This window comes from Telluria antibiotica (assembly GCF_011682055.1).
Taxonomy (GTDB): domain Bacteria; phylum Pseudomonadota; class Gammaproteobacteria; order Burkholderiales; family Burkholderiaceae_D; genus Telluria; species Telluria antibiotica.
Genome location: NZ_JAAQOM010000006.1, coordinates 261,890 through 285,771 on the forward strand (window position 1 = coordinate 261,890; position 23,882 = coordinate 285,771).

Annotated in this window: 16 protein-coding genes; 5 read left to right on the forward strand and 11 right to left on the reverse strand. The window is 68.4% G+C overall.

Going from position 1 to position 23,882, the window contains the following annotated elements:
• Positions 1–68 precede the first annotated feature (68 nt).
• The 3 genes from HAV22_RS12235 to HAV22_RS12245 all read left to right on the forward strand — a co-directional run bounded on the left by HAV22_RS12235 (position 69) and on the right by HAV22_RS12245 (position 5,324).
• Positions 69–2,036, forward strand: a complete 1,968-nt coding sequence (locus tag HAV22_RS12235) for a CocE/NonD family hydrolase (protein ID WP_166859351.1) — start codon at positions 69–71, stop codon at positions 2,034–2,036.
• Positions 2,037–2,267: 231 nt separating this feature from the next.
• The gene (locus tag HAV22_RS12240; RefSeq protein ID WP_166859352.1) at positions 2,268–3,971 is read left to right on the forward strand and encodes a diguanylate cyclase; all 1,704 of its coding nucleotides are present in this window, start codon (positions 2,268–2,270) and stop codon (positions 3,969–3,971) included.
• 48 nt (positions 3,972–4,019) lie between these two features.
• Positions 4,020–5,324, forward strand: coding sequence for an amidohydrolase (locus HAV22_RS12245; protein ID WP_371869625.1), 1,305 nt, complete (start codon positions 4,020–4,022; stop codon positions 5,322–5,324).
• Here the strand turns inward: HAV22_RS12245 and HAV22_RS12250 are convergent.
• The 5 genes from HAV22_RS12250 to HAV22_RS12270 all read right to left on the reverse strand — a co-directional run bounded on the left by HAV22_RS12250 (position 5,321) and on the right by HAV22_RS12270 (position 9,367).
• Positions 5,321–5,644, reverse strand: coding sequence for a DUF5710 domain-containing protein (locus HAV22_RS12250; protein ID WP_166859353.1), 324 nt, complete (start codon positions 5,642–5,644; stop codon positions 5,321–5,323). The genes HAV22_RS12245 and HAV22_RS12250 overlap by 4 nt on opposite strands.
• Before the next feature lie 109 nt (positions 5,645–5,753).
• Positions 5,754–6,638, reverse strand: coding sequence for an ABC transporter permease (locus HAV22_RS12255; RefSeq protein ID WP_166859354.1), 885 nt, complete (start codon positions 6,636–6,638; stop codon positions 5,754–5,756).
• Complete coding sequence (locus HAV22_RS12260; protein ID WP_166859355.1) at positions 6,635–7,456, reverse strand: ABC transporter ATP-binding protein; 822 nt, start codon at positions 7,454–7,456, stop codon at positions 6,635–6,637. The genes HAV22_RS12255 and HAV22_RS12260 overlap by 4 nt, the downstream gene beginning before the upstream one ends.
• A gap of 9 nt (positions 7,457–7,465) precedes the next feature.
• The gene (locus HAV22_RS12265; RefSeq protein ID WP_166859356.1) at positions 7,466–8,473 is read right to left on the reverse strand and encodes an ABC transporter substrate-binding protein; all 1,008 of its coding nucleotides are present in this window, start codon (positions 8,471–8,473) and stop codon (positions 7,466–7,468) included.
• 18 nt (positions 8,474–8,491) lie between these two features.
• A complete protein-coding gene (locus HAV22_RS12270) occupies positions 8,492–9,367 on the reverse strand; it encodes a TauD/TfdA dioxygenase family protein (RefSeq protein WP_166859357.1) in 876 nt (291 codons plus the stop codon).
• A gap of 171 nt (positions 9,368–9,538) precedes the next feature.
• Here HAV22_RS12270 and HAV22_RS12275 point away from each other — a divergent pair, with 171 nt between their 5' ends.
• Positions 9,539–10,051 carry a GNAT family N-acetyltransferase gene (locus HAV22_RS12275; protein ID WP_166859358.1) on the forward strand — a complete coding sequence of 171 codons (513 nt, stop codon included), beginning with the start codon at positions 9,539–9,541 and terminating at the stop codon, positions 10,049–10,051.
• 24 nt (positions 10,052–10,075) lie between these two features.
• Here the strand turns inward: HAV22_RS12275 and HAV22_RS12280 are convergent, their stop codons facing one another.
• Entirely contained in the window at positions 10,076–10,996 is a 921-nt protein-coding gene (locus HAV22_RS12280; RefSeq protein WP_166859359.1) for a polysaccharide deacetylase family protein, read from the reverse strand.
• A gap of 231 nt (positions 10,997–11,227) precedes the next feature.
• Between HAV22_RS12280 and HAV22_RS12285 the strand changes: the two genes are divergently transcribed.
• Entirely contained in the window at positions 11,228–12,958 is a 1,731-nt protein-coding gene (locus tag HAV22_RS12285; RefSeq protein WP_166859360.1) for a glycoside hydrolase family 9 protein, read from the forward strand.
• 10 nt (positions 12,959–12,968) lie between these two features.
• Here the strand turns inward: HAV22_RS12285 and HAV22_RS12290 are convergent, their stop codons facing one another.
• From HAV22_RS12290 to HAV22_RS12310, 5 genes are all read right to left on the reverse strand, one after another.
• Entirely contained in the window at positions 12,969–14,048 is a 1,080-nt protein-coding gene (locus HAV22_RS12290; protein ID WP_166859361.1) for a GDSL-type esterase/lipase family protein, read from the reverse strand.
• 47 nt (positions 14,049–14,095) lie between these two features.
• Positions 14,096–16,969 (reverse strand): glycoside hydrolase family 31 protein, encoded by a 2,874-nt coding sequence (locus HAV22_RS12295; protein WP_166859362.1) that lies wholly within the window; start codon positions 16,967–16,969, stop codon positions 14,096–14,098.
• Positions 16,970–17,006: 37 nt separating this feature from the next.
• Positions 17,007–18,662, reverse strand: coding sequence for a GH35 family beta-galactosidase (locus HAV22_RS12300; protein WP_166859363.1), 1,656 nt, complete (start codon positions 18,660–18,662; stop codon positions 17,007–17,009).
• Positions 18,663–18,767: 105 nt separating this feature from the next.
• Positions 18,768–21,077 (reverse strand): glycoside hydrolase family 95 protein, encoded by a 2,310-nt coding sequence (locus HAV22_RS12305; protein ID WP_229421197.1) that lies wholly within the window; start codon positions 21,075–21,077, stop codon positions 18,768–18,770.
• Positions 21,078–21,122: 45 nt separating this feature from the next.
• Entirely contained in the window at positions 21,123–23,342 is a 2,220-nt protein-coding gene (locus HAV22_RS12310; protein ID WP_229421198.1) for a beta propeller repeat protein, read from the reverse strand.
• Between the last annotated feature and the right edge of the window lie 540 nt (positions 23,343–23,882).

Here is a 23,882-nt window from a genome sequence, read left to right on the forward strand (position 1 = left end):
CGATAAAAGAACGACAACGCAGGAGCGCGGATTTATACTGCGGGTTTGATCACCCCGCCAAGGAAGTCATGACCCGTCACTCCCTGCCCGCACGCCTGCCCCTGCTTACCCTGCTGGTGGCGCTCGCGTGCTCCGCCCTGCCGCCCGTCCCCGTCCACGCCGCGCACGCCGAGGAAACCGCCAAGCCGGCGCCGCGCGACCTGCGCGAGACGTACACCAAGTACGAATACCGCATCCCGATGCGCGACGGGACGAAGCTGTTCACCGTCGTCTACGTCCCGAAGGACGCGTCGAAGCCGTACCCGCTCCTCATCAACCGCACGCCGTACAGCGCGGGCGTGCAGGCCGACGGCGAACTGCACTATGGCGAGGACTGGTACCCGAAGCAGATCGGGCCGTCGAAGGAATTCGAGGACGCGGGCTATATCTTCGTCAAGCAGGACGTGCGCGGCCGCTATATGTCCGAGGGTAAGTGGCAGGAGATGACGCCGCACGTGAACCCGCGCCGCGCCGCCGGCGAAGGGCTGGAAAGCCAGGACATGTACGACACGATGGAATGGCTGTTGAAAAACGTCCCGAACAACAACGGCAAGGCCGGCATCTGGGGCATCAGCTATCCGGGCTTCTACACGTCCGCGAGCATCATCGATTCGCACCCCGCGATCAAGGCCGCGTCGCCGCAGGCACCCGTGACGGACCTGTACATGGGCGACGACTCGTACCACGGCGGCGCCTTCATGCTGGCCGCGAACTTCGGCTTCTACGCCTCGTTCACGGAACAGCAGAACCCGACGCCGCTGCCCAAGACGTGGGCCGAATTCGACTACGGCGCGGCCGACGCCTACGACTTCTTCCTGAAGCACCGCACGCTCGCGAACATCCTCGGCACCATGACGGACAAGCAGCGCGCGCTGCTGGCGCCCACCATCGACCACGACACGTACGATGCGTTCTGGCAGACCCGCGCCATCGCGCCGCACCTGAAGAACGTGAAGGCCGCGGTGCTGACGGTGGGCGGCTGGTTCGACGCGGAAGACCCGCAAGGCCCGTTCACCACGTACCACGCGATCAAGAAGTACAACCCCGGCACGTTCGACGGGCTCGTGATCGGCCCGTGGGTGCACGGCGGGTGGGCGCGCTACGACGGCAAGCAACTGGGCCGCGTGTCGTTCGACAGCAAGACGGGCGAGTACTTCCGCCAGCACATCCAGTTCCCGTTCTTCGAGCAGCAGCTCAAGGGCGTAAAGCCGGCGCAGCCCATCGCCGAAGTGACGTCCTTCGAGACGGGCAGCAACGTGTGGCGCCGCTACACGGCATGGCCGCCCGTGCAGGCCAGGCCGCGTACGCTGTACTTCGGACCGGGCGGCCGCTTGACGTGGCAGCAGCCGGCGGCTGGCGCAGGCTTCGACGAATACGTGTCCGATCCGAACAAGCCGGTGCCTTACATCGGCTACCCGGCCACGTCGGTGCCGCAGGAATACATGGTGTCGGACCAGCGCTTCGCCGCCACGCGTCCGGACGTGCTGGTGTACCAGAGCGACGTGCTGGAAGACGACGTCACCATCGCGGGTCCCGTCACGCCGAAGCTGTTCGTGTCGACGACGGGGACGGACTCGGACTGGATCGTCAAGCTGATCGACGTCTATCCGGCCGAGTACCCGGCGGGCGAGGAGCCGAAACGCGGCGCCGACGTCCCGCCGCCGCACGGCACGATGGCCGGCTACCAGCAGCTCGTGCGGGGCAATCCGCTGCGCGGCAAGTTCCGCAACGGCTTCGAGCACCCGGAGGCGTTCGTGCCCGGCAAGGTCGAGGCGATCAGCTACCACCTGGGCGATGTCGACCACACGTTCCGGCGCGGCCACCGCATCATGGTCCAAGTGCAAAGCTCGTGGTTCCCGCTCGTCGACCTGAACCCGCAGACGTTCGTCACCATCCCGAAGGCGAAACCGGAAGACTTCAAGGCGGCCACGCAGCGCGTCTATCACGCGGCCGAGGCGCCGTCCGGCCTGCAGGTACTCGTGATGCCGGCGCACTGACCGCATGCAGCGCGCCGGGAGCGCGCTTCAGCCGCCGGCCGGCGCGACGTCGGCCTGCGCCGCCCGCCGCGGGGCTGCGAGGTTCGGACGGAACAGGACCGTCAGTCGATCCGCAAGGTTCCCCTCGGAGATCGCCATTTACGTCAAGCGACGTTTGGACGAATTGATTTCGGTGAAGCAAAATTGCAACTGCGCGGCGCACGATCGTCCAGTCGCAATGAGGAGAAAATTTTGCAGTCGAACGACACGCAGCCTGGCGACCGCCGCGCGGACACCCGCGATCCCGGCTTGTATTGGCTGGCGGCCGTCATCCTGCTGATCGTCGCCTGCCTTGCCGCCTTGCCCTTCGTCAGCAGCCGCGCGGCCGATGCGACGATTGCCGCGTTGACGACCGTCTCGGACAAGGCACACGCCTACGACCACCTGCTCGACTTGCTGAAAGATGCGGAGACGGGCCAGCGGGGCTACGTCATCACGGGGGACGCGTCATTCCTCGCGCCGTATGACGCGGCCACGGCGGAGATCCCCGACGCCCTGCGCAGGCTGGCAGCGCTCGCGGACGGGCCGGATGAACGCGCGACGCAGGCCGAGATCGATCGCTACGCACGCCTCAAACTGGACGAACTGGCGAAATCGATCGCCCTGCGCCGCGCCGACGGGCTCCCTGCCGCAGCGGCCGTCGTCGCCAACGGTACGGGCAAGGCGTACATGGACCGGCTGCGCGCCCTGATCGGCGAGCGTGTCGATACGCTTGAGCGCGACCGCCACACGCTGCGCGACCGCCTCGCCACCACGCTCCGCTACAACACGGTGCTGGGCATCGTCGCCAGCGTGGCGAGTGCCCTCATCATCGGCATCGCATTGTATGTCGTCAGGCGCAGTCTGCGCGAGCGTGCGCAGGCCGCCGACCTGGCGCAGCAGCAGGCGCGCGACCAGGCGGAACAGGCGCGCACGAGCCAGGCGCGCAGCCAGCGCCTCGCCGTCACCGCGGAGATGCTGCAGGCAATGGACAGCCTGACGGACGCCGACGAGTTGCGCGACGTGCTGCCCGCGTTCCTGCCCAAGCTGCTGCCCGGCAGCGCGGGCGCCGTCTACCTGTACCGCAATTCGCGCGACTTCCTGCAGCGCGTCGCCACATGGGGCAGCGCCGGCCACCATCCGGACCTCGTCAGCCCTGCCCAGTGCTGGAGCCTGCGCTTCGGCCGCATGCACGTGGCCGGGCCGGACGATGGCCTGCGCTGCCCGCATTGCCGCGACGGCGCACCGGGGCACACGGACCTGTGCGTGCCGATGATTTCGCAGGGCGAGGTGCTGGGACTGCTCGTCGCGAGCGTGCCGGCCGGCCCGGACGCGGCGTCGGACGAGGGGGCCGCCAACGCCATCAGCGAACAGCTGGCGCTGGGCACCAGCAACATCAACTTGCGCGAGGTGCTGCGGCGCCAGTCGACCGTCGACGAACTCACGGGCCTGTACAACCGCCGCTATTTCGACGAGGCCCTGCGCCGCGAGCTGTTCCGCGCCGAACGCAGGCGCGCGGCGCTGGCCGTCGTGATGATCGACCTGGACCACTTCAAGCGCATGAACGACACGTACGGCCACGAGGCCGGCGACATCGTCCTGCGCGCCGTCGGCCAGGTGCTGCGCGAGGGCGTGCGGCGCAGCGACGTCGCCTGTCGCTATGGCGGCGAAGAGCTCGTGCTCGTGCTGCCCGAATGCGATACCACAGGGGCCCTCCGCAGCGCCGAGGCGCTCCGCACGGCCATCGCAGCCCTCGAACTGCACCACGGTGATACGCTGCTGCCGGACGTGACGGCATCATTCGGCATCGCCATGTGGCCCGCCAACGGCGACGACGCGGCCACCTTGCTGCAAGCTGCCGACCGCGCGCTGTACGCGGCCAAACACGAAGGCCGCAATCGCGTTTGCACGGCCTGACGCGGCCGTGCTAGCCTTGTCGTTTCGTCACCGTTCGATGAGGCCCGCTTGAAAACTTCCGCCGTTTCCCTCCTGCTGCTGGCATTGGCCGGCGGCGCCAGCGCGCAATCCGCCGCGCCGCTGAACACGCAGGTCGCAGGCCGCGTCGACGGCATGTATCCGTGGCTCGAAGGCATCTACCAGGACTTGCACGCGCATCCCGAGATCGCATTCCAGGAAGTGCGCACGGCCGACAAGCTCGCGCAGGCGATGCGCAAGCTGGGGTTCGACGTGACGGAAAAAGTCGGGCGCACGGGCCTCGTCGCCCTTCTGCGCAACGGCGCCGGGCCCACGGTCCTCGTGCGCACGGAGCTGGACGGCTTGCCGATGGAAGAAAAGACGGGCTTGCCGTACGCGAGCCGCGACCACACACGCGACGGCGCCGCGTTCACGGCGCACAGCTGCGGCCACGACGTGCACATGGCCGCATGGCTCGGTGCCGCGCGCACGCTCGTCGAGCTGAAACAGGAGTGGCACGGCACGCTGATGTTCATCGCGCAGCCGGCCGAGGAAACCGTGTCCGGCGCGCGCGCCATGCTGGAGGACGGCCTGTTCAAGCGCTTCCCGAAACCCGACTACGCGTTCGCCCTGCATTCCTGGCCGCTCGCGTACGGCACGGTCGGATTCGAGAGCGGTCCCGTGTCGTCGAACTCGGACGCACTGGAGATCAAATTCAATGGCCGCGGCGGCCACGGCTCGGCGCCGGACAAGGCCATCGACCCCATCGCCATCGCGGCCCGCTTCATCGTCGACGTGCAGACCATCGTCAGCCGCGAGAAGGATCCGAAGGAATTCGGCGTCGTGACGATCGGCGCGATCCAGGGCGGCACGGTCGGCAACATCATCCCCGACACGGTGCAGGTGCGCGGCACGATCCGTTCGTACAGCCCGGACGTGCGCGCGAAGCTGCTGGACGGCGTGCGCCGCGTGGCCAACGCGTCCGCCGCGATGGCCGGCGCGCCGGCGCCCGACGTCCGCCTGATTCCGGGCGGCGCCGCCATCGTCAACGACGACGCCCTCGTGCGCCGCACGGAAGCCGTGTTCCGCGCCGCATTCGGCCCGCAGAATGCGGTGCGGATGCCCGCGATGACCGCGAGCGAGGATTTTTCCGTGTACGCGAACGAAGGCATTCCCTCGATGTTCTTCTTCACGGGCGTGTACGCGCCGGACGCCGTCGCGGCGGCGCAGCGCCCGGGCGGCAAGCCGCTCGCGTTCAACCATTCGCCGTTCTATGCGCCCGTGCCGGCACCGTCGATCAAGACGGCGGCCCAGGCCATGAGCCTGGCCGTGCTGGGCGTGCTGGGGAAACCCTAGCGCTTGCCGAGCGCCGCCACCGTGGCGGCCAACGCGGCGCGCGCCTGCTGCCACGGCGTGCCCGCCAGCGCCCGCGCACACTCGGCGCACGGCTCGAACGGGTTGCAAGCATGAGGCAGTTCGACGTAGTTCACGCCCACGACGGGCTTGGCCGCCGCCGAATCCACGCGGCCGCCAGGGGCGCCTTCCTTCAGCCATTTCTGGAAGGGTTCGAGGGCGACGCCATCCGGGACGTACCAGCGCTTGCGGCCGGGATTCCAGCGTGCGCCGAGGGCGCGGGCTTCGTCTTTTTCTGCGTAGGGAACGTTCAGGAAAGTCATCGTGCGTCTTCGTGGGGCGGCCATGCGCAGCGCATGCCGCGCGGGATGCCGATCCTAACCGATCCGGGGCGTCGGCGCAAACGACACGCCGTCCGCGTAGCGCGCCTTGTCAGCGTTGCATGCCCCAGCGTCGCACGGTCAGGCGTTCGACCGACTGGAACACGAGGTGTTCGAACAGCAGGCCGATGGCGATGACGGCCGCCAGTCCCGCGAACACGCGGTCCGTGAACAGCTCGTTGCGGCTCTGATAGATGTACCAGCCCAGCCCCCCTTTGCCGGACGTGGTGCCGAACACGAGTTCCGCCGCGATCAGCGTACGCCAGGCAAACGCCCAACCGATCTTCAGGCCGGACAGGATTGCCGGCAGCGCCGCGGGCACGAGGATCTGCGTGACGAGCGCGAACGGGCCCAGGCCGTAGTTGCGGCCGGCCATCCGCAAGGTTTCCGGCACGGCGCGAAAGCCGGCATACGTCGCCAGCGCGAGAGGCCACAGCACGGAATGCATCAGCACGAACACGAGGCTGCCCTGCCCGAGGCCGAACCACAGCAGTGCCAGCGGCAGCAACGCGATGGCGGGCAGCGGATTCAGCATCGCCGTCAACGTCTCCAGCACGTCGCGGCCGATGCGCGTCGACATGGCCAGCGTGGTGAGGACGAACGCGCCCGAGACGCCGGCCGCATACCCCTGCAGCAGCGTCCACAGCGACACGCCCACGTAGCGCGGCAGTTCGCCCGACGCGACGCCGGCCGCCACCGCACGCGCCGTCTGCATGCAGCCCGGCAGCAGCAGGTCGTTGCCGACCCAGCGCGCCGTCGCTTCCCATAGCGCCGCCAGCACGAGCAATAGCGCGAGCTTGCGCGGCCAGGCCGAGCGCAACAGCCGCTGTAGAACAGAATACGGCCGCTCCGCCGTGCCGGCCGGCGCGGGCGCCAGCGGCAACTCGTACTCCGGCCGCACGGGCGGTTCGCGCAACGCGTTCGCCGCGGCGCTCACGATCGCACCGCCCGCGCGCGCTGGGGCACCGCGGCTTCCGCACCGAACAGCAGTCCGTGGATGCGCTCCGCCGCCGCCTGGAATTCGGCACCGCCCGCGCTGTGCAACCCGAACTGGTGGCTGTTGATCTCCGCGCGCACGCGGCCCGGATGCGGCGACAGCAGGAGGATGCGGCTGCCGACGACGAGCGCTTCCTCGATCGAATGCGTCACGAACAGCATCGTGAAGCGCACTTCGTCCCACAGGACCTGTAATTCCTCGTGCATGCGCCGCCGTGTGAGCGCGTCCAGCGCGGCGAACGGTTCGTCCATCAGCAGGATCTCCGGCTGCATGGCGAGCGCCCGTGCGATGGCGACGCGCGCCTTCATTCCGCCCGACAGCGTGTGCGGATACGCATCGACGAAGCGCGACAGGCCCACCTTCTCGATCCAGTGCAGGGCGCGCGCCTCGGCCTCGCGCTTCGGCGTCTTCCCGGCGAGCAGTGGGAACATGACATTCTGGCGCACCGTCTTCCATGGCGCCAGCTGGTCGAACTCCTGGAACACGACGATGCGGTCGCGCCCCGGCCCGGCGATCGCGCGGCCGTCGAGTTCCAGGCTGCCGGCACAGGGCGCGATAAAGCCGCCGACGGCCTTCAGCAGGGTCGACTTGCCGCAGCCGGAAGGACCCAGCAGCACGAAGCGGTCGCCGCGCCACACGTCGAAGCTGACGTCGTGGGTGGCGCGCACGATGGCATCGCCGGCCGGGTACTCGATGGTGACGCCCCGCGCCCGCAGCAGCGGCCCGTTGGGCACGGCCTGGAAAGGCAGTACGCTCATCGCGGCTCCTCAGCTGCCCGGCGCGAGCGCCGGATTCGGGAAGAAATAGTCCTGCCAGCTGGCGGGCTGCTTCTTGATGGCGCCCGCCTGGTACAGGAATTGCGCGAGGCCGAGCGTGTTCCGCGGCGCGACCGTGTACTGGAACTGGGGATTCCTGATGATCTTGACGAGCTCCGCCCGGTCGATCTTCGCCTTCGTCACGCGCAGGTAGGCGTCGGCCGCCAGTTCCGGGTGCTTCGTCGCGAGTTCCGCCGCCTCCGCCAGCGCGTCGATGAATGCGCGGGTCGTCTGCGGGTTCTCCTTCACGTATTTTTCCGTCGCGTACAGCACGGTCAACGAACCCGGACCCCCTTGCACGTCGTAGGAACTGAGCACGATATGCGCCTTCGGATTCGCGGCCAGTTCCTGCTCCTGGAACGGCGGCGTGGCGAAGTGGCTGTTGATCTCCGTGCGGCCCGCGATGACGGCGGCAGCGGCGTCCGGATGCGGCACCGTCTGCGTCAAGCGGTCCAGGCGCGCGTACTCCGCCTTGCCCCAGCGCTGCGCGGCGGCCATCTGCAACACGCGGGCCTGCACGGACACGGTCACCGCCGGCAGCGCGATGCGATCCTTGTCGGTGAAATCGGCAATCGTCTTCACCTGTGGGTTCGTCGACACGAGGTAGTACGGGAAGTTGCCGAGCGATGCGACACCCTTCACGTTCTGGCGGCCCGCAGTGCGGTCCCAGATCGTCAGCAGCGGGCCGAGGCCCGCGCCGGCGACGTCGATGGAACCGGACAGCAGCGCATCGTTGACGGCATTGCCGCCCGAGAGCTGGACCCATTCGACCGTCACGGGCACGCCCAGCTGCCTGCCATGCTTTTCGATCAGTTTCTGGTCCTGCGCGACGTTCAACAGCAGATAGGTGATACCGAACTGCTGGGCGATGCGCAGCTTGCCTTCCGCGTACACGGGCGCGGCGGCGATGAGGGTGGCGAGGCCGAGGGCGGCGGCGATTGGGCGGAACGGTAGGCGCATGTGGTAAGGACTCGTGGTTCAGTAAGGGGCGTCGCCCTCGATGGTGGTGCGGTACAGCTTGCGGCGCTGGTCATCCGGACAGCCGGCCGCCAGGTGCATCACGGAACGGTTGTCCCAGAAGACCATGTCGTGCGGCTGCCAGCGGTGGCGGTACACGTGTTCGGCGCGGGTACTGCGGTCGAACAGCTCGGACAACAGCGCGCGGCTCTCGTCGTCCGGCAGCCCCACGATGCGCGTCGTGAAATGCTCGCTGACGAACAGCACGAGCCGGCCCGTCTCCGGATGCGTGCGTACGACGGGTTGCACGACGGGTTTCACTTCGTCGATCTGCGCCTGTGTCAGGTTCGGACGCCACGGATTCTTCTTCTGCAGGTCGGCGTAGCGGGCCAGGTAGCTGTGTTCCGCTCGCGCGTCGCGCACCGCGCGCTGCAGGTAGCCGGGCAGCCGTTCCCACGCCGTATGCTGGTTCGCGAACAGCGTGTCGCCGCCCGTCGCCGGCAGCTCCTGCGCGTGCAGCATGGAGCCGAGGCTGGGTTTCTCCTTGTACGACAAGTCGGAGTGCCAGAAGTGGCCGGCATCGCCCAGGCCGATGGGCCGGCCGTTCTCGCGGATGTTCGATACGACGAGGACTTCCGGCTGCGACGGCAGCTGGAACTGGCGCAGCACGTGGATCTGCAGCGGGCCCCACAGGCGGCTGAACGCCACTTGTTGCGCCGGCGTGATGCGCTGTTCGCGGAACACGAGCACATGGTGCGCCAGATGGGCCTCGTGCAGGCGGGCGAAGTCGGCCGCGTCGAGCGGCAGTGACAGATCGAGGCCGAGCACTTCGGCGCCCAGCGGCGCGTCGAACGGCTTGATGTCGAATTGCTGGCGGGTATGCGGTACGGCGGCCATGGAGGCGTGTCCTGGAGTTGACGATGGCCCCAGCTTAAGGCCGCCCAATACGGGCGACAACGAAGGTTTTCGCGCTTGCTCATGCGGTTTTTGCCGCGCCTACGTCACCCTCCGTTGTGTCAAGAATGGCAATCGTCTATGATCGAAGATCGACCTCTGACAGGACACCCCATGCCGCGCGACCCCGACATGCCCGCAATCCGCACCCTGCACCCAGACGACTGGCCCGTTTACCGCGACCTCCGCCTGCGCGCGCTGGCCGATTCGCCCCAGGCATTCGGCAGCACGCACGCCGACGAAGTCCTGCGCACGGACGACGTCTGGGCCGCGCGCCTGGCCGCGCCCGCGCTCGGCGCCCACAAGCAGGGCTGGCCGTTCGCGGCTGAAGTGGACGGCACGCCCGTGGGCCTCGCCTGGGTCAAGATGGAAGGCGACCACGCCAGCGTGTACCAGGTGTGGGTGGCCCCCGAGGCGCGCGGATGCGGCGTGGGTGCCGCGCTGCTCGACGCCGCCATCCACTGGGCCCGCGCGCGCAAGGCATCCGAACTCCGTCTCGACGTGACGGCCGGCGACGGCGCGGCCGCGCGGCTTTACCGGCGCATGGGTTTCACCGACGTGGGCGCGCCCATACCGATGGCAGGCCGGACGACGTTCGAACAGGCGATGGTGCTCCCCCTGTCCTAGTCCCGCCGCCACCATGGGCCGCAGTCAGCGGCACACCTTGTCCATGTCGCCGACCGGTTCCACAACGGGCAGCCCGGCCAGGTCGATGCCCGCGTCCTGCGCACGGCGCTCGATCATGGCGCCGTCGCCCGCGCGCGGGCTCGGGACGCGGTACGCGGCGTCGGCCTGCACCTTATCGAGGGTGACGTAGTGTGCGCCGGCCGCGTCGAGCCGTTTCATCACGTCCGGCAGCGTGACGGCGCTCCAGCCGCCCATGTGCGTGAGCAGTACCTGCGGGATCATTCGCCCGTACACGCGCTGCGACATCGCCTTCGTGCGCGCGATCTGCTGGTCGACGCGGCGGTAGTAGCTCGCCTTCATCCCGTCGATCGCGGCCTGGTCACCCTTCGCGACGCAGCGCGCGTACGTATCCGTGTACGCCCAGTCGTCGAAGCCCAGCGTGACGTCCGCGATGCGGTAGCCGCGCCCCTTCAGCCAAGCCAGCGCGCCGTCGTGACGCTCGCCGCTGCCTGCCGCGTCGAGGAACGGGAAGCGCAGCACGTGCCAGTCATGGCCGGCCATGTATTTTTCCAATGTCGGCTCGTTGGCGGTCACGTCCGCTTCCCACGCCTCCAGCGACGGCGCCCCGCGCGACAACCCCATGTGGCTGTACGCGTGGTTGCCGAGCCGGTAGCCAGCGCGGCGCCACACCTCGAGCGCCTGCGCACCGGCCGGCTCCGTGCCTAGGCTCACGGCGTTGACGAAGCCCCACGCTTCCGGCACGCCATGCGCCTTCAGCGTGTCGACGTGCGCCTGCGCGATGCCGACGCGCGTCATGCCCGGCGGCAGGCTGCCATGGGCCGGCAGGTCGTCGGCGGTGAAGGCCACGTCGAAGCGGTCGGCGGGCGCGGCCGCGGCAGCGCCGCCGGCCAGCAGCAGCGCGCAAAGCAGAACAGGTGATTTCAAGGCATCCTCCCGGTGGCATGGATTAGTTCGAGCATTGCATTATTGCCCGGATCGGGCGGTCCGGCAACCGTCATCGGAGGCCGTCCGACGCCGAACGGACCCAGTATTGACGGGCGCCGTTTGCCATGGGAACGATTGACGCGGGTTTCTGCGGCAGGGTACGATGAAACCGTTTTCAGTTCGCCGGGCGGGTTCCGCGCGCGGCACGACGACAACCCTCCGGAGACCGCAATGCATACCCCGACGGAAGCCGCGCGCTTCCCCATCCTGTGCGCCTGCGCGGCGCTGTTCGCCGCGGGCGCCGCCCACGCCGCCGCCGGCATCGAAGTCAACCAGCTCGGCTTCCTGCCGTCCGCGCAAAAACTGGCCGTCGTGCCGGCCGGCGCGGGCGACCGGTTTCAGGTCGCGGATGCGACGACCGGCAAGACCGTCTTCACGGGCACGCTGGGCCCCGCCGCCACGTGGGACGCGTCCGGTGAACGGGTGCGCCTTGCCGATTTCTCGCGCCTGCGCGCAGCCGGCACGTATCGGATCCGCGTCGACGGACAACCGGAGTCGCCGACGTTCGCCATCGCCGACGACGCGTATCGCGCATTGGACGCGGGCGTCCTGCACGCATACACGCTGCAGCGCGCGGGCATCGCGCTCGACGCACGCATCGCGGGCCCGTACGCGCGCGGGGCGGGCCACCCGGACGACAAGGTGCTCGTGCACGCATCGGCCGCATCGGCCACGCGGCCCGCGGGCACCGTGATCGCGAGCCCGAAAGGCTGGTACGACGCAGGCGACTACAACAAATACATCGTCAACTCCGGCATCAGCACGTACACCTTGCTGGCCGCGTACGAACACTTCCCCGCCTGGTTCGACAAGCTAGCGCTGCACCTGCCGGAATCCGGCAACGGCATGCCCGACATCCTCAACGAGGTCTTGTGGAACCTCGACTGGATGGCGACGATGCAGGACCCGGACGACGGCGGCGTGTACCACAAGCTGACGAACAAGCAGTTCGACGGCATGGTGATGCCGGACCACGCAACGGCGCCGCGCTACGTCGTGCAAAAGACGACGGCGGCGGCCCTCGACTTCGCGGCCGTGATGGCGACGGCCAGCCGCGTGCTCGCGCCGTTCGACGCGCAAGCGCCGGGCCGCTCGCAGCGCTATCTCAAGGCGGCCGAGTTGGCATGGCGCTGGGCGCAGCGCCACCCGGCCGTCACGTACCGCCAGCCGCCGGACATCGCCACGGGCAAGTACGACGACGAGGTCCTCGATGACGAGTTCTCGTGGGCCGCGTCGGAACTGTACATCGCGACGGGCAAGGACGAATACCGACCGCGCGCCCTCGCCGCCGCGCCGGCCGTGCAGACGGCGCCCGGGTGGAACGAGGTGCGTCCGCTCGGCTGGATCTCGCTCGCACAGCAGCGCTCACGCCTGCCGCATCCGGCCGACGCCGACGGCGCACGCCGCCAGATCCTGGCCGCGGCCGACGCGCTGCTGGCGCGCCGCCAGGCGTCGCCGGTCCGCCTCGCGCTGGATACATCCGACTTCGTCTGGGGCAGCAATGCCGTGGCGCTGAACCAGGCCATGATGCTCGTGCAGGCCTACCGCATCACGAACAAGACCGACTACCTGGACGCGGCGCAATCGGCCCTCGACTACACGCTGGGCCGCAACCCGCTCGGCATGAGTTATGTGACGGGCTTCGGCGCCCGCGCGCCCATGCATCCGCATCACCGTCCGTCGGTTGCGGACGGCATCGCGGCGCCCGTTCCCGGCTGGCTCGTGGGCGGACCGAACCCGGGCCAGCAGGACCGCAAGGATTGCCACGTGTCGTACGCGGCGAACGCGCCGGCGCTGTCGTACCTGGACGATGCGTGCAGCTACGCCAGCAATGAAGTCGCCATCAACTGGAACGCGCCGCTCGTGTACGTGGCGGCCGCGTTGCAGTCGCTGACGCGCTGAGCGGCCGCGCTTACCAGCCCACTTTCTTCTTGATGAACGCCGTGAGGATCGCGGCGTTGTCGCGCTGGTGCTTCAGGCGCGGGTGGGCGCCGTAGCCCGTGAACGGGAAGAACACGCTGTCGATGCGGGCATCGCCGTGCTTGCGCATGTCCTCGACCGCCGACTTGATGTAGCCCGGCCACTCGGAACCCGGACGCGTCGCGTCCATGCTGCCCAGCGCGCACACAATGTACGCCTTCGGGTACAGCTGGCGGATGCGCTTGACGAAAGTTTCATAGGCGGCGATGCGCTGGGCCACGTCCGGTTCCGGCTGAAGCTGGTGGCGGTCGCCGATCAGCCAGCGGTCGTTCTGCATCAGGTTGATGACGACGACGTCCGGCGTCCAGCTGGCGAAATCCCAGTGCGTGTCGTTGTTGCCGACGGCACTCAGCTGGTCGTAGAAGTCCGGCATCGTGAACGGGAACCAGCTGATCATGACACCGATGCCGCTCTGCGACGTCTGGTGCAGTTCCGCGTTCAGGTTGCGCGCCGTGATGGCAGCATACGACAGGAAGCTGTTCTTGTCGCGGATGACGTCGTCGCGCGCGTTCATCGGCGCTTCGTCGCCCATGCCGCTCGTGATGGAATCGCCGAACACCTCGATGCGGCGCTTGGGACGCTCGGGCGGCGCCAGCATCTGGCCACCGTCGGCCAGCTCGAGGCCGCGGAAGGTGGTCGCGCCCTCCTCGCCTTCCGTGCGCTTCGTGATCAGGAAGCTGTGCTTGCCCGGCGCGAGCCCGCCCGCGACCTCGTACGTCTTCGTGCCCTGCGCGGCCTCGATGATCAAGGGGGCGGCCAGGTCGCCGTCGATGAACACGTTGAAGTAATTCTTCCCCTTTTCATCGTCGAACGTCACGGACAGCGACGTGCCCGTGAAGTTACCGGCGATCGCCGTGTTGGGCCACGTGATGACGGGCGCTGCGGGCGCGGAAAAATCGATGCGGCCGGTGTACTGCAGGTGCTTGTCGGTGGGTGCGACGGCGACGCCGGCGCTGGCGAGGCCAGCGTGCAGCAGCGCGGCCAGGACAAAAGTGAGAGTCGATCGTTTCATGTTGCAGCTTTCAGGAATGGAGGCGTCCGTGCGCCTCCGTATTGTCATCACAGTTTGACGGTCACCGGCTTGCCGTCATAGGTCGCGGTCTTGTCGAACGCGTCCATGTCGGCGCTCGTCGCGACGCCGGGCTTCAGCAGGCGCACCTTGATCTGGCGCGTCTGCGGCATGCCCTTGTACTGACCGGTGCGCGCGCCGATCGTCACGGTGCCCGTCTTGTCGTCGTAGCGGAACGGGATGCGGCTGTACTCGCCGCGCGCGTAGGCGTTCGTCACGCCGTCGTCCTCGTACAGGCTTGCCTGGCCGCTGGCGCCGGCGTAGACCTGCAGCACGAGCGGCGCATCCGGCTTCTCGTCGACGTACTGGGTCACGGGGCCCGTCGGGATCACGGCGCCCGTGCGCACGAACACGGGGATGCGGTTCAGCGGTGCCTCTACCTTCGCCGTCGTGCCGCCCGCATAGCGCTTGCCCGTGTCGAAGTCGTACCAGTCGGCGCCGGCCGGGAAGTACACGGTGCGCTCGCGCGCGCCGTAGCTCGTCACGGGTGCCACCATCAGCGCGTGGCCGAACAGGTACTGGTCCTTGATGTCCTTGACCTTGTCGTCGCGGGGGAAGTCCATCACGAGGCCGCGCATCATCGTGCCGTTCTCGTAGTGCGTGTCCGCCGCCATCGAGTAAATGTACGGCATCAGGCGGTAGCGCAGCTTCAGGTAGCCGACCATCGAATCGCGCATCGCGTCGTCGCCCGCCGCGATGTTGTAGATCTCGCGCTTGACCACCTCGCCGTGCGAGCGGAACAGCGGCGAGAACGCGCCGAACTGGAACCAGCGCAGGTTCAGCTCGCGCCATTCCTTCATGTCTTCCGGCTTGGCCTGGCCGCCCGTCGTGGTGCGGTTTTCCTGGGCCGAGCCCACGTCGCCGTACTGGAACCGGTTTTCCTGCGCATAGCCGCCGATGTCGTGCGTCCAGTTCGGGATGCCGGACATCGAGAAGTTCACACCCGACGCGATCTGGTCGTACAGGTTGTTCCAGCGGCCCGCCGTGTCGCCGCTCCACACGGCGACGGCGTTGCGCTGGATGCCGGCGAAGCCCGAGCGCGACAGGATGAACTGGCGTTTATCGGGCTGGTCGTGGCGCAGGCCGTCCGCCATGCCGCCCGAGTGCACGAGGCTGTACGGATTGAACGTGATCTCGCCGGGGCCGTAGACGGTCGGTCCAATCAGCTTCTTGAAGTCTTCCAGGCGTGAGTTCGACAGGACGTCCGGTTCCGTGTTGTCCATCCACCAGGCGTCGAAGCCCTTGTCCACGAGCTTGTGCTGCAACTGGCGGTAATAGATGTCGCGCGCTTCCTGCGTGTACGGGTCGTAGTGGCTGTTCTTGTAGCCCTTGCCGACCCAGTCCAGCGCGCCGTCCTCGACGTTCTTCGTCCACATATGGCCCTTCGCGGCCAGTTCCTTGTAGTTGTCGGTATTGGCGTAGAACTTGCCCCAGATGGAGATCATGATGTGCGCGTGCTGCTTGTGCACGGCGTCGACCATGCCCTGCGGATCGGGGAAGCGGTTCTTGTCGAAGTCGTGCGAGCCCCAGCCGTCTTCCGGCCAGTAGAACCAGTCCTGCACGATGTTATCGAGCGGCCAGCCGCGCTTGCGGTATTCCGCGACCGTGTCGAGCAGCTGCTGCTGCGTCTCGTAGCGCTGGCGCGACTGCCAGAAGCCGTACGCCCATTTCGGCATCATCGGCTGCTGGCCCGTGAGCAGGCGGTAGCCGCCGATCACGTTGTCCATGTTGTCGGCGCTGATCACGTAGTAGTTGATGGCTTCCGCGATCTCGGACGACAAGGTCAGCGAATGGCGCGCGGGCGCCGGCAGCGGGTCGTTGTGCGTCATCGCGACCATGCCGCCCGACGGCTTCCATTCCAAATGCAGCGGGACCGGCTTGTCCTTCTCGAACGTCACCTCGAAGTTGTGGTACCACGGGTTCCAGCCCTGGCGCCACACGTCCATCACCTGCTTGCCGCCCACGGTGAGCGTCGCGTAGTCGGACGCGTACAGCTGCATCTTGTGCACGCCGGCCTTCGGGCTCGCCATCGCGCCGTCCCACACGACCTTGACGTCCTTGCCGCCCAGCGCCTTCAGCGGCGGCAGCTCTTTCGGCCAGTACTCGGCCACGTCCTTCAGGTACTGGTACGCGATGTCCTTCTCCTGCCGCGTGAACGCCAGCTTGCCGTCGATGTAGTAGCGCGCCGTGAGGCCGCCCGGCTTGCCGTCGGCATCCGTCAGCGCGAGGTCGCGCGACAGCCACGCGTACGGCGTCGGATCGCCGAAGCGCGAGATCGAGTTGTTGTCCCACAGGACACCGTAGTTCTTGTCCGAGACGACGAACGGCACCGACGCGATCATGTTGTGCTGCTGCAGCAGCACGTCTTCGCCGTTGTAGTTCATCTGCGCGTTCTGGTGCTGGCCCAGACCGTAGAACGCGTCCTTCGTGCCGTAGTTGAAGCCTTCCTCGATCGCGAGGAACGGCTTGCCGCCCACCTGCACGGGCTTCATCGCCTCCGCGGCCTGCGTGAGGAACGGCTTGCCGGCGGCGTCGAAGAAGCGCACCTGGCCGTCCTTCAGCGACACGCGCGCGGACACCTTGCGCGCCTTCAGCGTGACGGCGTCCTTGGCCTGCGCGACCGTGAACGTGCAGCCGCACGGCTTCGCGACGGTCATCAGCGACGGGGTCAGTTGCTTGTCCGCCGCGTCCAGCTTGACGACGTGGACGATGTTATCCGCCATCAGTTCGAGGCGCACGAGTTGCGCCGGGCCGGCGTCCGGATGGACGTCGATGCCGCTGGCGGTCTTCTGGACGGTGGCCGCGAAGGCCTGGCCGCCGGTGGCGAGCAGCAGCGCGGCTGCTGCGATACGGGTCAGATGCATGATGGTGTCTCCAGGTGATTTCTGTCGTCGCACATGTTCAATAGGTTCCCATGCGGACCTTCAGCACGGTCGGCGTGGCCGGCAGGTTCAGGCCGTAGTCGGTCTGGTCGCCGTTCCAGTTGCGCTCCATGACCCACTTGCCGTCCGCCTCGAAATGGCCTTCCTCGACGCGCGCGTGCATGGAAGGCTTGCCGGCGTTCGGCCCGTTGCCCGACAGCTTCACGCGCACCTGCTGGCCCACGATGACGAATTCGTCGGGGCCGATCTGCGCGATGGCCGCGCCGCCGGACGGCTGTTCCGTGCCGTCCGGGTTATCGTTCTTGTCGGACAGGTGCTCGCGCTCGCCGAACTGGAATTCGCGGAACGTCAGGCGTGCATCCCAGCCGTTCATCGCGAGGGTCTGCGCGCCGCGGTCGTCGCCCTCGGCCGCGCCGTACGTGCGCCCGTCAAGTGCCCATTTCGCCCACACGCGCTGCATGGGCGCGAACACGTCGTAGACCTTCGCGAACGGCTCGACCATGCGCTTGTCCGTGTACTTCGAGCCCAGCGGGTAGTTGCTGTACGACGCATAGTCGATGCCGAACGGCGCGACGCCCAGCGCACCGCGGCCGATGATCTCGTACACATACCGCGCATAGCCCGCCGCGTTGCCCATCTCAGGGACCATCAGCGGATTGTCCGGGCGCTGGAACAGTTGCAGCGTAGCGCTGACCTTCTTCGATTCCGGCATGTAGATGTCCGGCCCCGCGAAGTCGATATGGGGCGCGGCCGCCTTGTAGATGCCGATCACGTCGTAGGTCGGGCCGCCGCTGGCGAAGTCCGCCTTCCACGGCGGCGCCGGTTCGCCCAGGTGCGGTTCGCGCAGCGCATTGTTCACGTACATCGGCAGATCGTACACCGAACGGCCCGCCTTCGCGACGTCCTCGATGTAGCGAGCGATCGCCCACGTGTGGAAGTACTGGTCGGCGTAGTCGCCGTACACCTCGCTCCACGTACCCTGCTTCGGACGGCCGGCCGGCGGCGGCTGGTGCGCGAGGACGGCGGCCGGCACCGGCTGCTGGAACGCGGCCTGCGCGTGCGCCGCGTAGTCGCGCGCGACGCCGTACGTGCCCACCTCGTTCTCGACCTGCACCATGATGACGGTGTGCTTGTCGCCGTCGACCTTCTTCAGGTGCGCCATCAGGGCGACGAAGGCCTTGCGGTCGGCGGCCAGGGTGGCCTCGCCGAACGGCGACAGGCAGTAGCTCGTCTTGCCGTCCTTGTCGATCATGCGCGGGAAGCGCTTGTTGTCGAACTTGACCCATTCCGGCGCGTACGCCGGGCCCGTGTTCTTCCAGGTGCCGAACCACAGCAGCACGAGGCGCATCTTGTGCTCGCGCGCCTGCGCGACAAGCTTGTCGACGTAGCCGAAGTCGAACGTTCCTTCCTTCGGCTCGATCTGTTCCCACGCGACGGGAATCTCGAGCGTGTTCGCATGCGCATCCTTCAGCGCGGCCCAGACTTTCGGCAGCGCGGCCGGATAGTTGCTGGAATTCTGGGCCTGGCCGCCCAGCACGAGAAACGGTGCGCCGTCGACCATCAGCGCGTAGCGGCCATCCTTGCCGACGATGCGCGGCAGGTCGGACGCGGCGTGCGCGCCGGCGGCGGCAAGGAACAGGCCCGCGGTCAGCAGGCGGGAGGACAGGGTTTTCATGCGCAAGCGGGTCTCCAGTCGTTGTGAGGGTTGGCGCAGCGCGCGGATCGCCGCCGCGCTGGCTGATGGGTTGAGCTGATACTTCACGTCTTCTTCAGGGGCCGGTCAGAACTGCGCGGCGTCGAGCGTGCGGCGCTCGCCCGGCCGCAGCGTCAGCGCCACAGTCTTGTCGCCATAGCGCACCTTCGCGGTGCCGCCACCGGCTACCGCGCGCACGGCGGCGGCGACAAGGCGGCCTTGGCGCCAGCGCATGTCGACTTCGAAGCCGCCCCGTGCGCGCAAGCCCGCTACCTCCCCGTCCGGCCACGCGGACGGCAGCGCCGGCAGCAACTGGATGGCGCCGGCCTGCGACTGCAGCAGCATCTCCGCGATGGCGGCCGTGGCGCCGAAATTGCCGTCGATCTGGAACGGTGGGTGCGCGTCCAGCAGGTTCGGGTACGTGCCGCCGCCGTTCATCTGCTCGGAGCCGGCGCTGGCCTGTTCGGCCGCGCGGGCGCCGGGGCTCGCAAGCAGGCCGCGCAGCATGCGCCAGGCGTGGTCGCCGTCGTACAGCCGTGCCCAGAACGCCATCTTCCACGCCATCGACCAGCCGGTGCCAGCATCGCCACGCGCTTCCAGGGTGCGCTTGGCCGCGGCGGCAAGGGCAGGCGTGCGCGCAGGGCTGATCTGGCGGCCCGGGTACAGCGCGAACAGGTGCGACACGTGGCGGTGGGTGTCGCCCCGCGTGTCGAGCACCGGGTCCTTCTTCTCGTCGAGCCACTCGAGCAGCTGGCCCCAGCTCCCCACACGGGGCGCCGCGAGCTTGTCGCGCATCGTCGTCAACCGGGCGGCCAGCGCCGCGTCGACGCCGAGGATGCGGGCCGCTTCCGCCGTATTGTTGAACAGGTCCCAGACGATCTCCTGGTCGTACGTGACGCCATCCTCGACGGGGCCGTGCTCCGGCGACCAGCCCTGCGGCGCGACGAGGCGCCCGTCCGGCAGCATCTTCAGGTAATCCTGCCAGAACGCGCTGGCCTCCTTCATCATCGGGTAGGCCACGTCGCGCAGGAACGCCTTGTCCTGCGTGAACGCATAGTGTTCCCAGAAGTGCTGCGCGTACCAGGCGCTCGCCGTCTTGTTCCACAAATAGCCCATGCCGCCGAACGGATTCGATTCCGTGCGCACGGTCCAGCCGCGCACCGGCTTGCCGTCCCGGCCCTTGAATTCGGCGGCCGTCGTCTCGCGCCACATGGGGGCGACGCTCGTCACGAAGCGGAAGAACGGGTCCGCCGTCTCCGCCAGATTCGTCACCTCGGCAGGCCAGTAATTCATCTGGACGTTGATGTTCGTGTGATAGTCCGACTTCCACGGCGGCGTCACGCTGTTGTTCCACAGGCCCTGCAGGTTCGCGGGCAGCGAATCGCGCGAGCTGGACACGAGCAGGTAGCGGCCGTACTGGAAGTATTGCGCTTCCAGTTCCGGATCGTTGCCCGCCTTCGTGTACGCGAGCAGGCGCGCGTCGGTCGGCAGCGCGCGGCGCTCCGGTGCGCTCGCGCCCAGGTCCAGCCGCACGCGGCCAAGCAGTTGCGCGGCGTCGCGCTCGTGGTCGGCACGCAGGTCGGCGGCCAAGCGGTTTCCCGCTGCCGTCACCTGGGCCGTCACCTGCGCCAGCGGATGGTCGCCGCGGAAGTGCCGCGCCGCGTCCGCCACGTAGCTCGTGCCCGCGCCGACGATGACGGTCAGCGCGTCGCAGCCGGAAAACACGATGCGGCCGTTCTCGACGGCGACCTTGCCGCCATCGTTCACGACCTGCACCTGGCTCGCGTAATCCAGCGTGTTCGCAGTGGGCGCGTCGCCCGGCAGGGTCCAACCGGCCAGCGTCCCCGTCGCATACAGGCGCTGGCCCGCCGCCGCGAGGTGCGCGCCGTGGCGATCGGACAGCGCGATCGAACCGGAATACTGGCCCGGCCGGTCGGCCGTGAGGCGCAGCACGATCACCTGCGCGGGATGGCTCGCCCACGCCTCGCGCCGGAAATGCACGCCGCCGTGCGTGTAGGTGACGGCGTGGACGGCATGCGCGAGATCCAGCGTGCGGCGGTAGTCGCGCGCATCGGCGTCGTGCCCCGGCAGGTCGACGACGACGTCGCCGAACGGTTGATAGGCGCCCATCGACTTGGCGTCGCCGGACCACAGCGTGATGTCGTTGAACTGCAGGTGCTCGCGCGCGACGCCGCCGAACACCATGGCGCCGATGCGGCCGTTGCCGATCGGGAGTGCCTCGCGCTCCCAGCCCTGGTCGTTGTCCTGTGCCGGGCTGTCGTAGCGCAACACGAGGTCGGTCGCGGCGCACGCGGCGGACGCAAGGCCCGCCAGCGCCAGCACGCACAGCGCCTGGCGCACGGCCTTCAGCAGGCGACGGGATCTCGACTTGGGCAATCGGCTGCAACGCAGGGGCATGGCTATCGGTTCCATATAGCGGGTTCAGTTCGAAATGGGCTTGCCATAGACGATGCCGCGGCCGGCCGTGCTCATGTAGACGACGCCGTAGCGATTCATGTCGCCGACGATGAACTGCCCGTCGCCCGGCCCGCCGTACTGGTGGGCGTCGTCGTTGATGCGCGTCCAGGTGGCGCCCGCGTCGAGCGAGCGGTGGATGCCGCGCACGCCCTTCACGTCGCCCCAGATGTACACGGCGGGATAGTCGTGTCCCGGCGCCGCCTTGCCGAAGCCGACCGCGCCGCAATAGCCCACGCCCGCCAGCGGCGCGACATGCGCACCGCCGTCCGTGGAGCGCACGAGGCCACCGTTCTTCAGCGCGACCCACACGTCGCCCGCGCGGCCGGGCGCCACGCCCACGCGGCGCGAACCGCCCGCGGGCAGGCGCGCGCGCGGGGCGAACGTGGCGCCACCGTCCGTGCTGGCGAGCAGCGCCGCATCGTCGTACGCATAGAACACGTGCGGGTCCGCGGGGTCGGCCACGGGGCGCATCCTCGCTTTCGCAAGGCCCGTGACGAGCGTCCACGTGGCGCCGCCGTCGGCCGTGCGCCACACGTCTTTCGCGCGCTCCGGCGCGTGCAGGATCACGGCACCGTCGGCCGACATGGCCGCCTGGCCCCGCGCGCCCTTGAGGGCGGCGGTCCGGGCCCAGGTCGCGCCGCCGTCGTGCGTGACGAGCATGCTGTCGCCCACGCGCACCATCGTACGGGGGGCATTCGCGGCGACGGCGAGACCCGTCGTCGTGCCGATCTGCGGCTCATGGATACGGCCCGGCCGTGCGGGGTCGTCGTGCAGGAAGCCGTCGTAGTCGCCGATGGCCGACACCAGTGGGCCGTCCGGGATGCTGGCGAGGTCCAGCGGAACCGTCTCTTCGAGTCCGTCGACGGCGAACGTCCACGTGGCGGGCGCCGCGTCGATGTTCGCCGTACGGAACACGCCATTGCCGGACGTGACCCAGACGGCGTGCGTGTCGGCGGGGTCGAATTCGATGGAACCGGCCCAGTGGATCGCGTGGCCCTTCAGCCACGGCACGCCGGCCGCATCGCGCACGAAGCCGCGCGCGACGACGTCCGTCCAGTTCGCGCCGCCGTCGCGCGACAGGAAGATGCGGTCGCCCTTCGCGTCACCCTGCGGCAGGAACGTGTTGATGGTCGAGACGACGAGGCGCTGCGGATTCTTCGGATCGACGCTGATGCCGGCGAACGGCCGCGTCCAGCCGGCCGGCGTGATGTTCGTCCACGCGCCGCCCGCGATCGGATACTTCCATACCTGGCCGCGGTCCATCGGCTCACGGCCCGCGCGGTCCGGATGCGGGCCGGCGCCGTTCGCGAACGTGACGACGAGGTTGCCCGCGCCGTCGAGCACGGCGCGCTGCGGCATCAGGTCCACGGGTGCGCCGGCCACGGGCTCGAACGTCGCGCCGCCGTCGTCGCTGCGGTACAGGTTCGGGCCGACGGTGCCGAAGCGCGACACGCCCGCGAACAGGCGGCGCGCCTGGCCGCCGCGCACGCTCGCGGGGTCGGGCACGACAAAGGCGATGCCCACGTCGTTCGGCGTCGTCGTCACGGGCACGCCGGCCACGCGGGTCCACGTGCGGCCGGCGTCCGTGCTCTTGAACAGGCCGTCGCGGCGCGTGCCCACGTACAGGACCTTGCTGTCGGCCGGGTCAACGGCCAGGCGCTCGCCGTCCTGGCGGCCCATGCCGTTGCCGTGGGTCTTGAACTGGTTCGTGACGTCGACGCTGGAAAACGTCTTGCCGCCGTTCGTGGAATGGAGGATCGCCGTGCGACCGCCGTTCAGGTAGGCGATGCCGGCGAGGAGCCAGATGTTGTCGGCGTCGTGCGGATCGACGGCCAGCGCGTCGACGCCGAGGAGGCCCGTCCGGTCTTCCGGTACCCAGTCGAGCAGCGCGGTCCAGCGCTTGCGGCGCGGGTCCCAACGGTACGCACCGCCCACGTCCGTGCGCGCGTACGCGACGCCGGGCGCGGCACGCGCCGGCACGACGGCCGTGACGAAACCGCCGCCACCGATGGCGACGCTGTCCCACTGATACGGCACCCCGGTGTACGGCGTCCCGGCGGACGGGGCCCCCGCGTGCGGGGCCTCCGCGCGCGGAGGCCGGTCCTTCGCCTGCCGCGCGCCCGCGCCACCCGCCAGCAACGCCAGCGCGACGGCCACCACGGGGGCCAGCTTTCTCGACTTCATCGATCCGTCTCCATCATGCGTGTGCACCTGAACCAGGCGCGCATGAGTCTCCATCATTGTTCTGATATTGCTTATCGCTATGCTAAGCCAAGCGCTGTTTGTGGCGCAAGGAAAATGTTCGCGCTAACAGAATTTTCCCGCGCGCTTCAAGTGTTGCGCGTGTTTCGTCGCCATCCTGCACAACACGACGAAACAAGACCGTATGGCAGCGCTGTCAAGCCCGATTTGTTGTATTTCCCATACGTCAAGAAAAATATTTATCAGGTCATGAAATCGATTACGTATAACATTCGGCCGTGGGCTTGCTGCTGATCAGTATGTCATACGCTAACAGGAACGTCGCTCCGCGATCGTCGATTTCATTCGAGATATCAGGGGCTTGCCGCAGGGCGGGGTCTCCCCGCCCGGGCCACCATGCCGACGGCGCCAATCCCGCCGCGGCAATGATTTTGCCGGCCACGGGCATGCAGCGCCGCATTGCAATGACACGAAAGCACGGCGCACATGTACGTATCGGCAAAATTTATGGTAGCGTATAAC

Excerpts from the sequence above, each read along its gene's own strand:
- HAV22_RS12270 (WP_166859357.1), bottom strand. The coding sequence starts at position 9,367 with ATGGCCGCCGTACCGCATACCCGCCAGCAATTCGACATCAAGCCGTTC.
- HAV22_RS12265 (WP_166859356.1), bottom strand. The coding sequence starts at position 8,473 with ATGCGCCTACCGTTCCGCCCAATCGCCGCCGCCCTCGGCCTCGCCACC.
- HAV22_RS12235 (WP_166859351.1), top strand. The coding sequence starts at position 69 with ATGACCCGTCACTCCCTGCCCGCACGCCTGCCCCTGCTTACCCTGCTG.
- HAV22_RS12250 (WP_166859353.1), bottom strand. The coding sequence starts at position 5,644 with ATGACTTTCCTGAACGTTCCCTACGCAGAAAAAGACGAAGCCCGCGCC.
- HAV22_RS12275 (WP_166859358.1), top strand. The coding sequence starts at position 9,539 with ATGCCGCGCGACCCCGACATGCCCGCAATCCGCACCCTGCACCCAGAC.
- HAV22_RS12290 (WP_166859361.1), bottom strand. The coding sequence starts at position 14,048 with ATGAAACGATCGACTCTCACTTTTGTCCTGGCCGCGCTGCTGCACGCT.
- HAV22_RS12295 (WP_166859362.1), bottom strand. The coding sequence starts at position 16,969 with ATGCATCTGACCCGTATCGCAGCAGCCGCGCTGCTGCTCGCCACCGGC.
- HAV22_RS12300 (WP_166859363.1), bottom strand. The coding sequence starts at position 18,662 with ATGAAAACCCTGTCCTCCCGCCTGCTGACCGCGGGCCTGTTCCTTGCC.
- HAV22_RS12260 (WP_166859355.1), bottom strand. The coding sequence starts at position 7,456 with ATGAGCGTACTGCCTTTCCAGGCCGTGCCCAACGGGCCGCTGCTGCGG.
- HAV22_RS12310 (WP_229421198.1), bottom strand. The coding sequence starts at position 23,342 with ATGAAGTCGAGAAAGCTGGCCCCCGTGGTGGCCGTCGCGCTGGCGTTG.
- HAV22_RS12285 (WP_166859360.1), top strand. The coding sequence starts at position 11,228 with ATGCATACCCCGACGGAAGCCGCGCGCTTCCCCATCCTGTGCGCCTGC.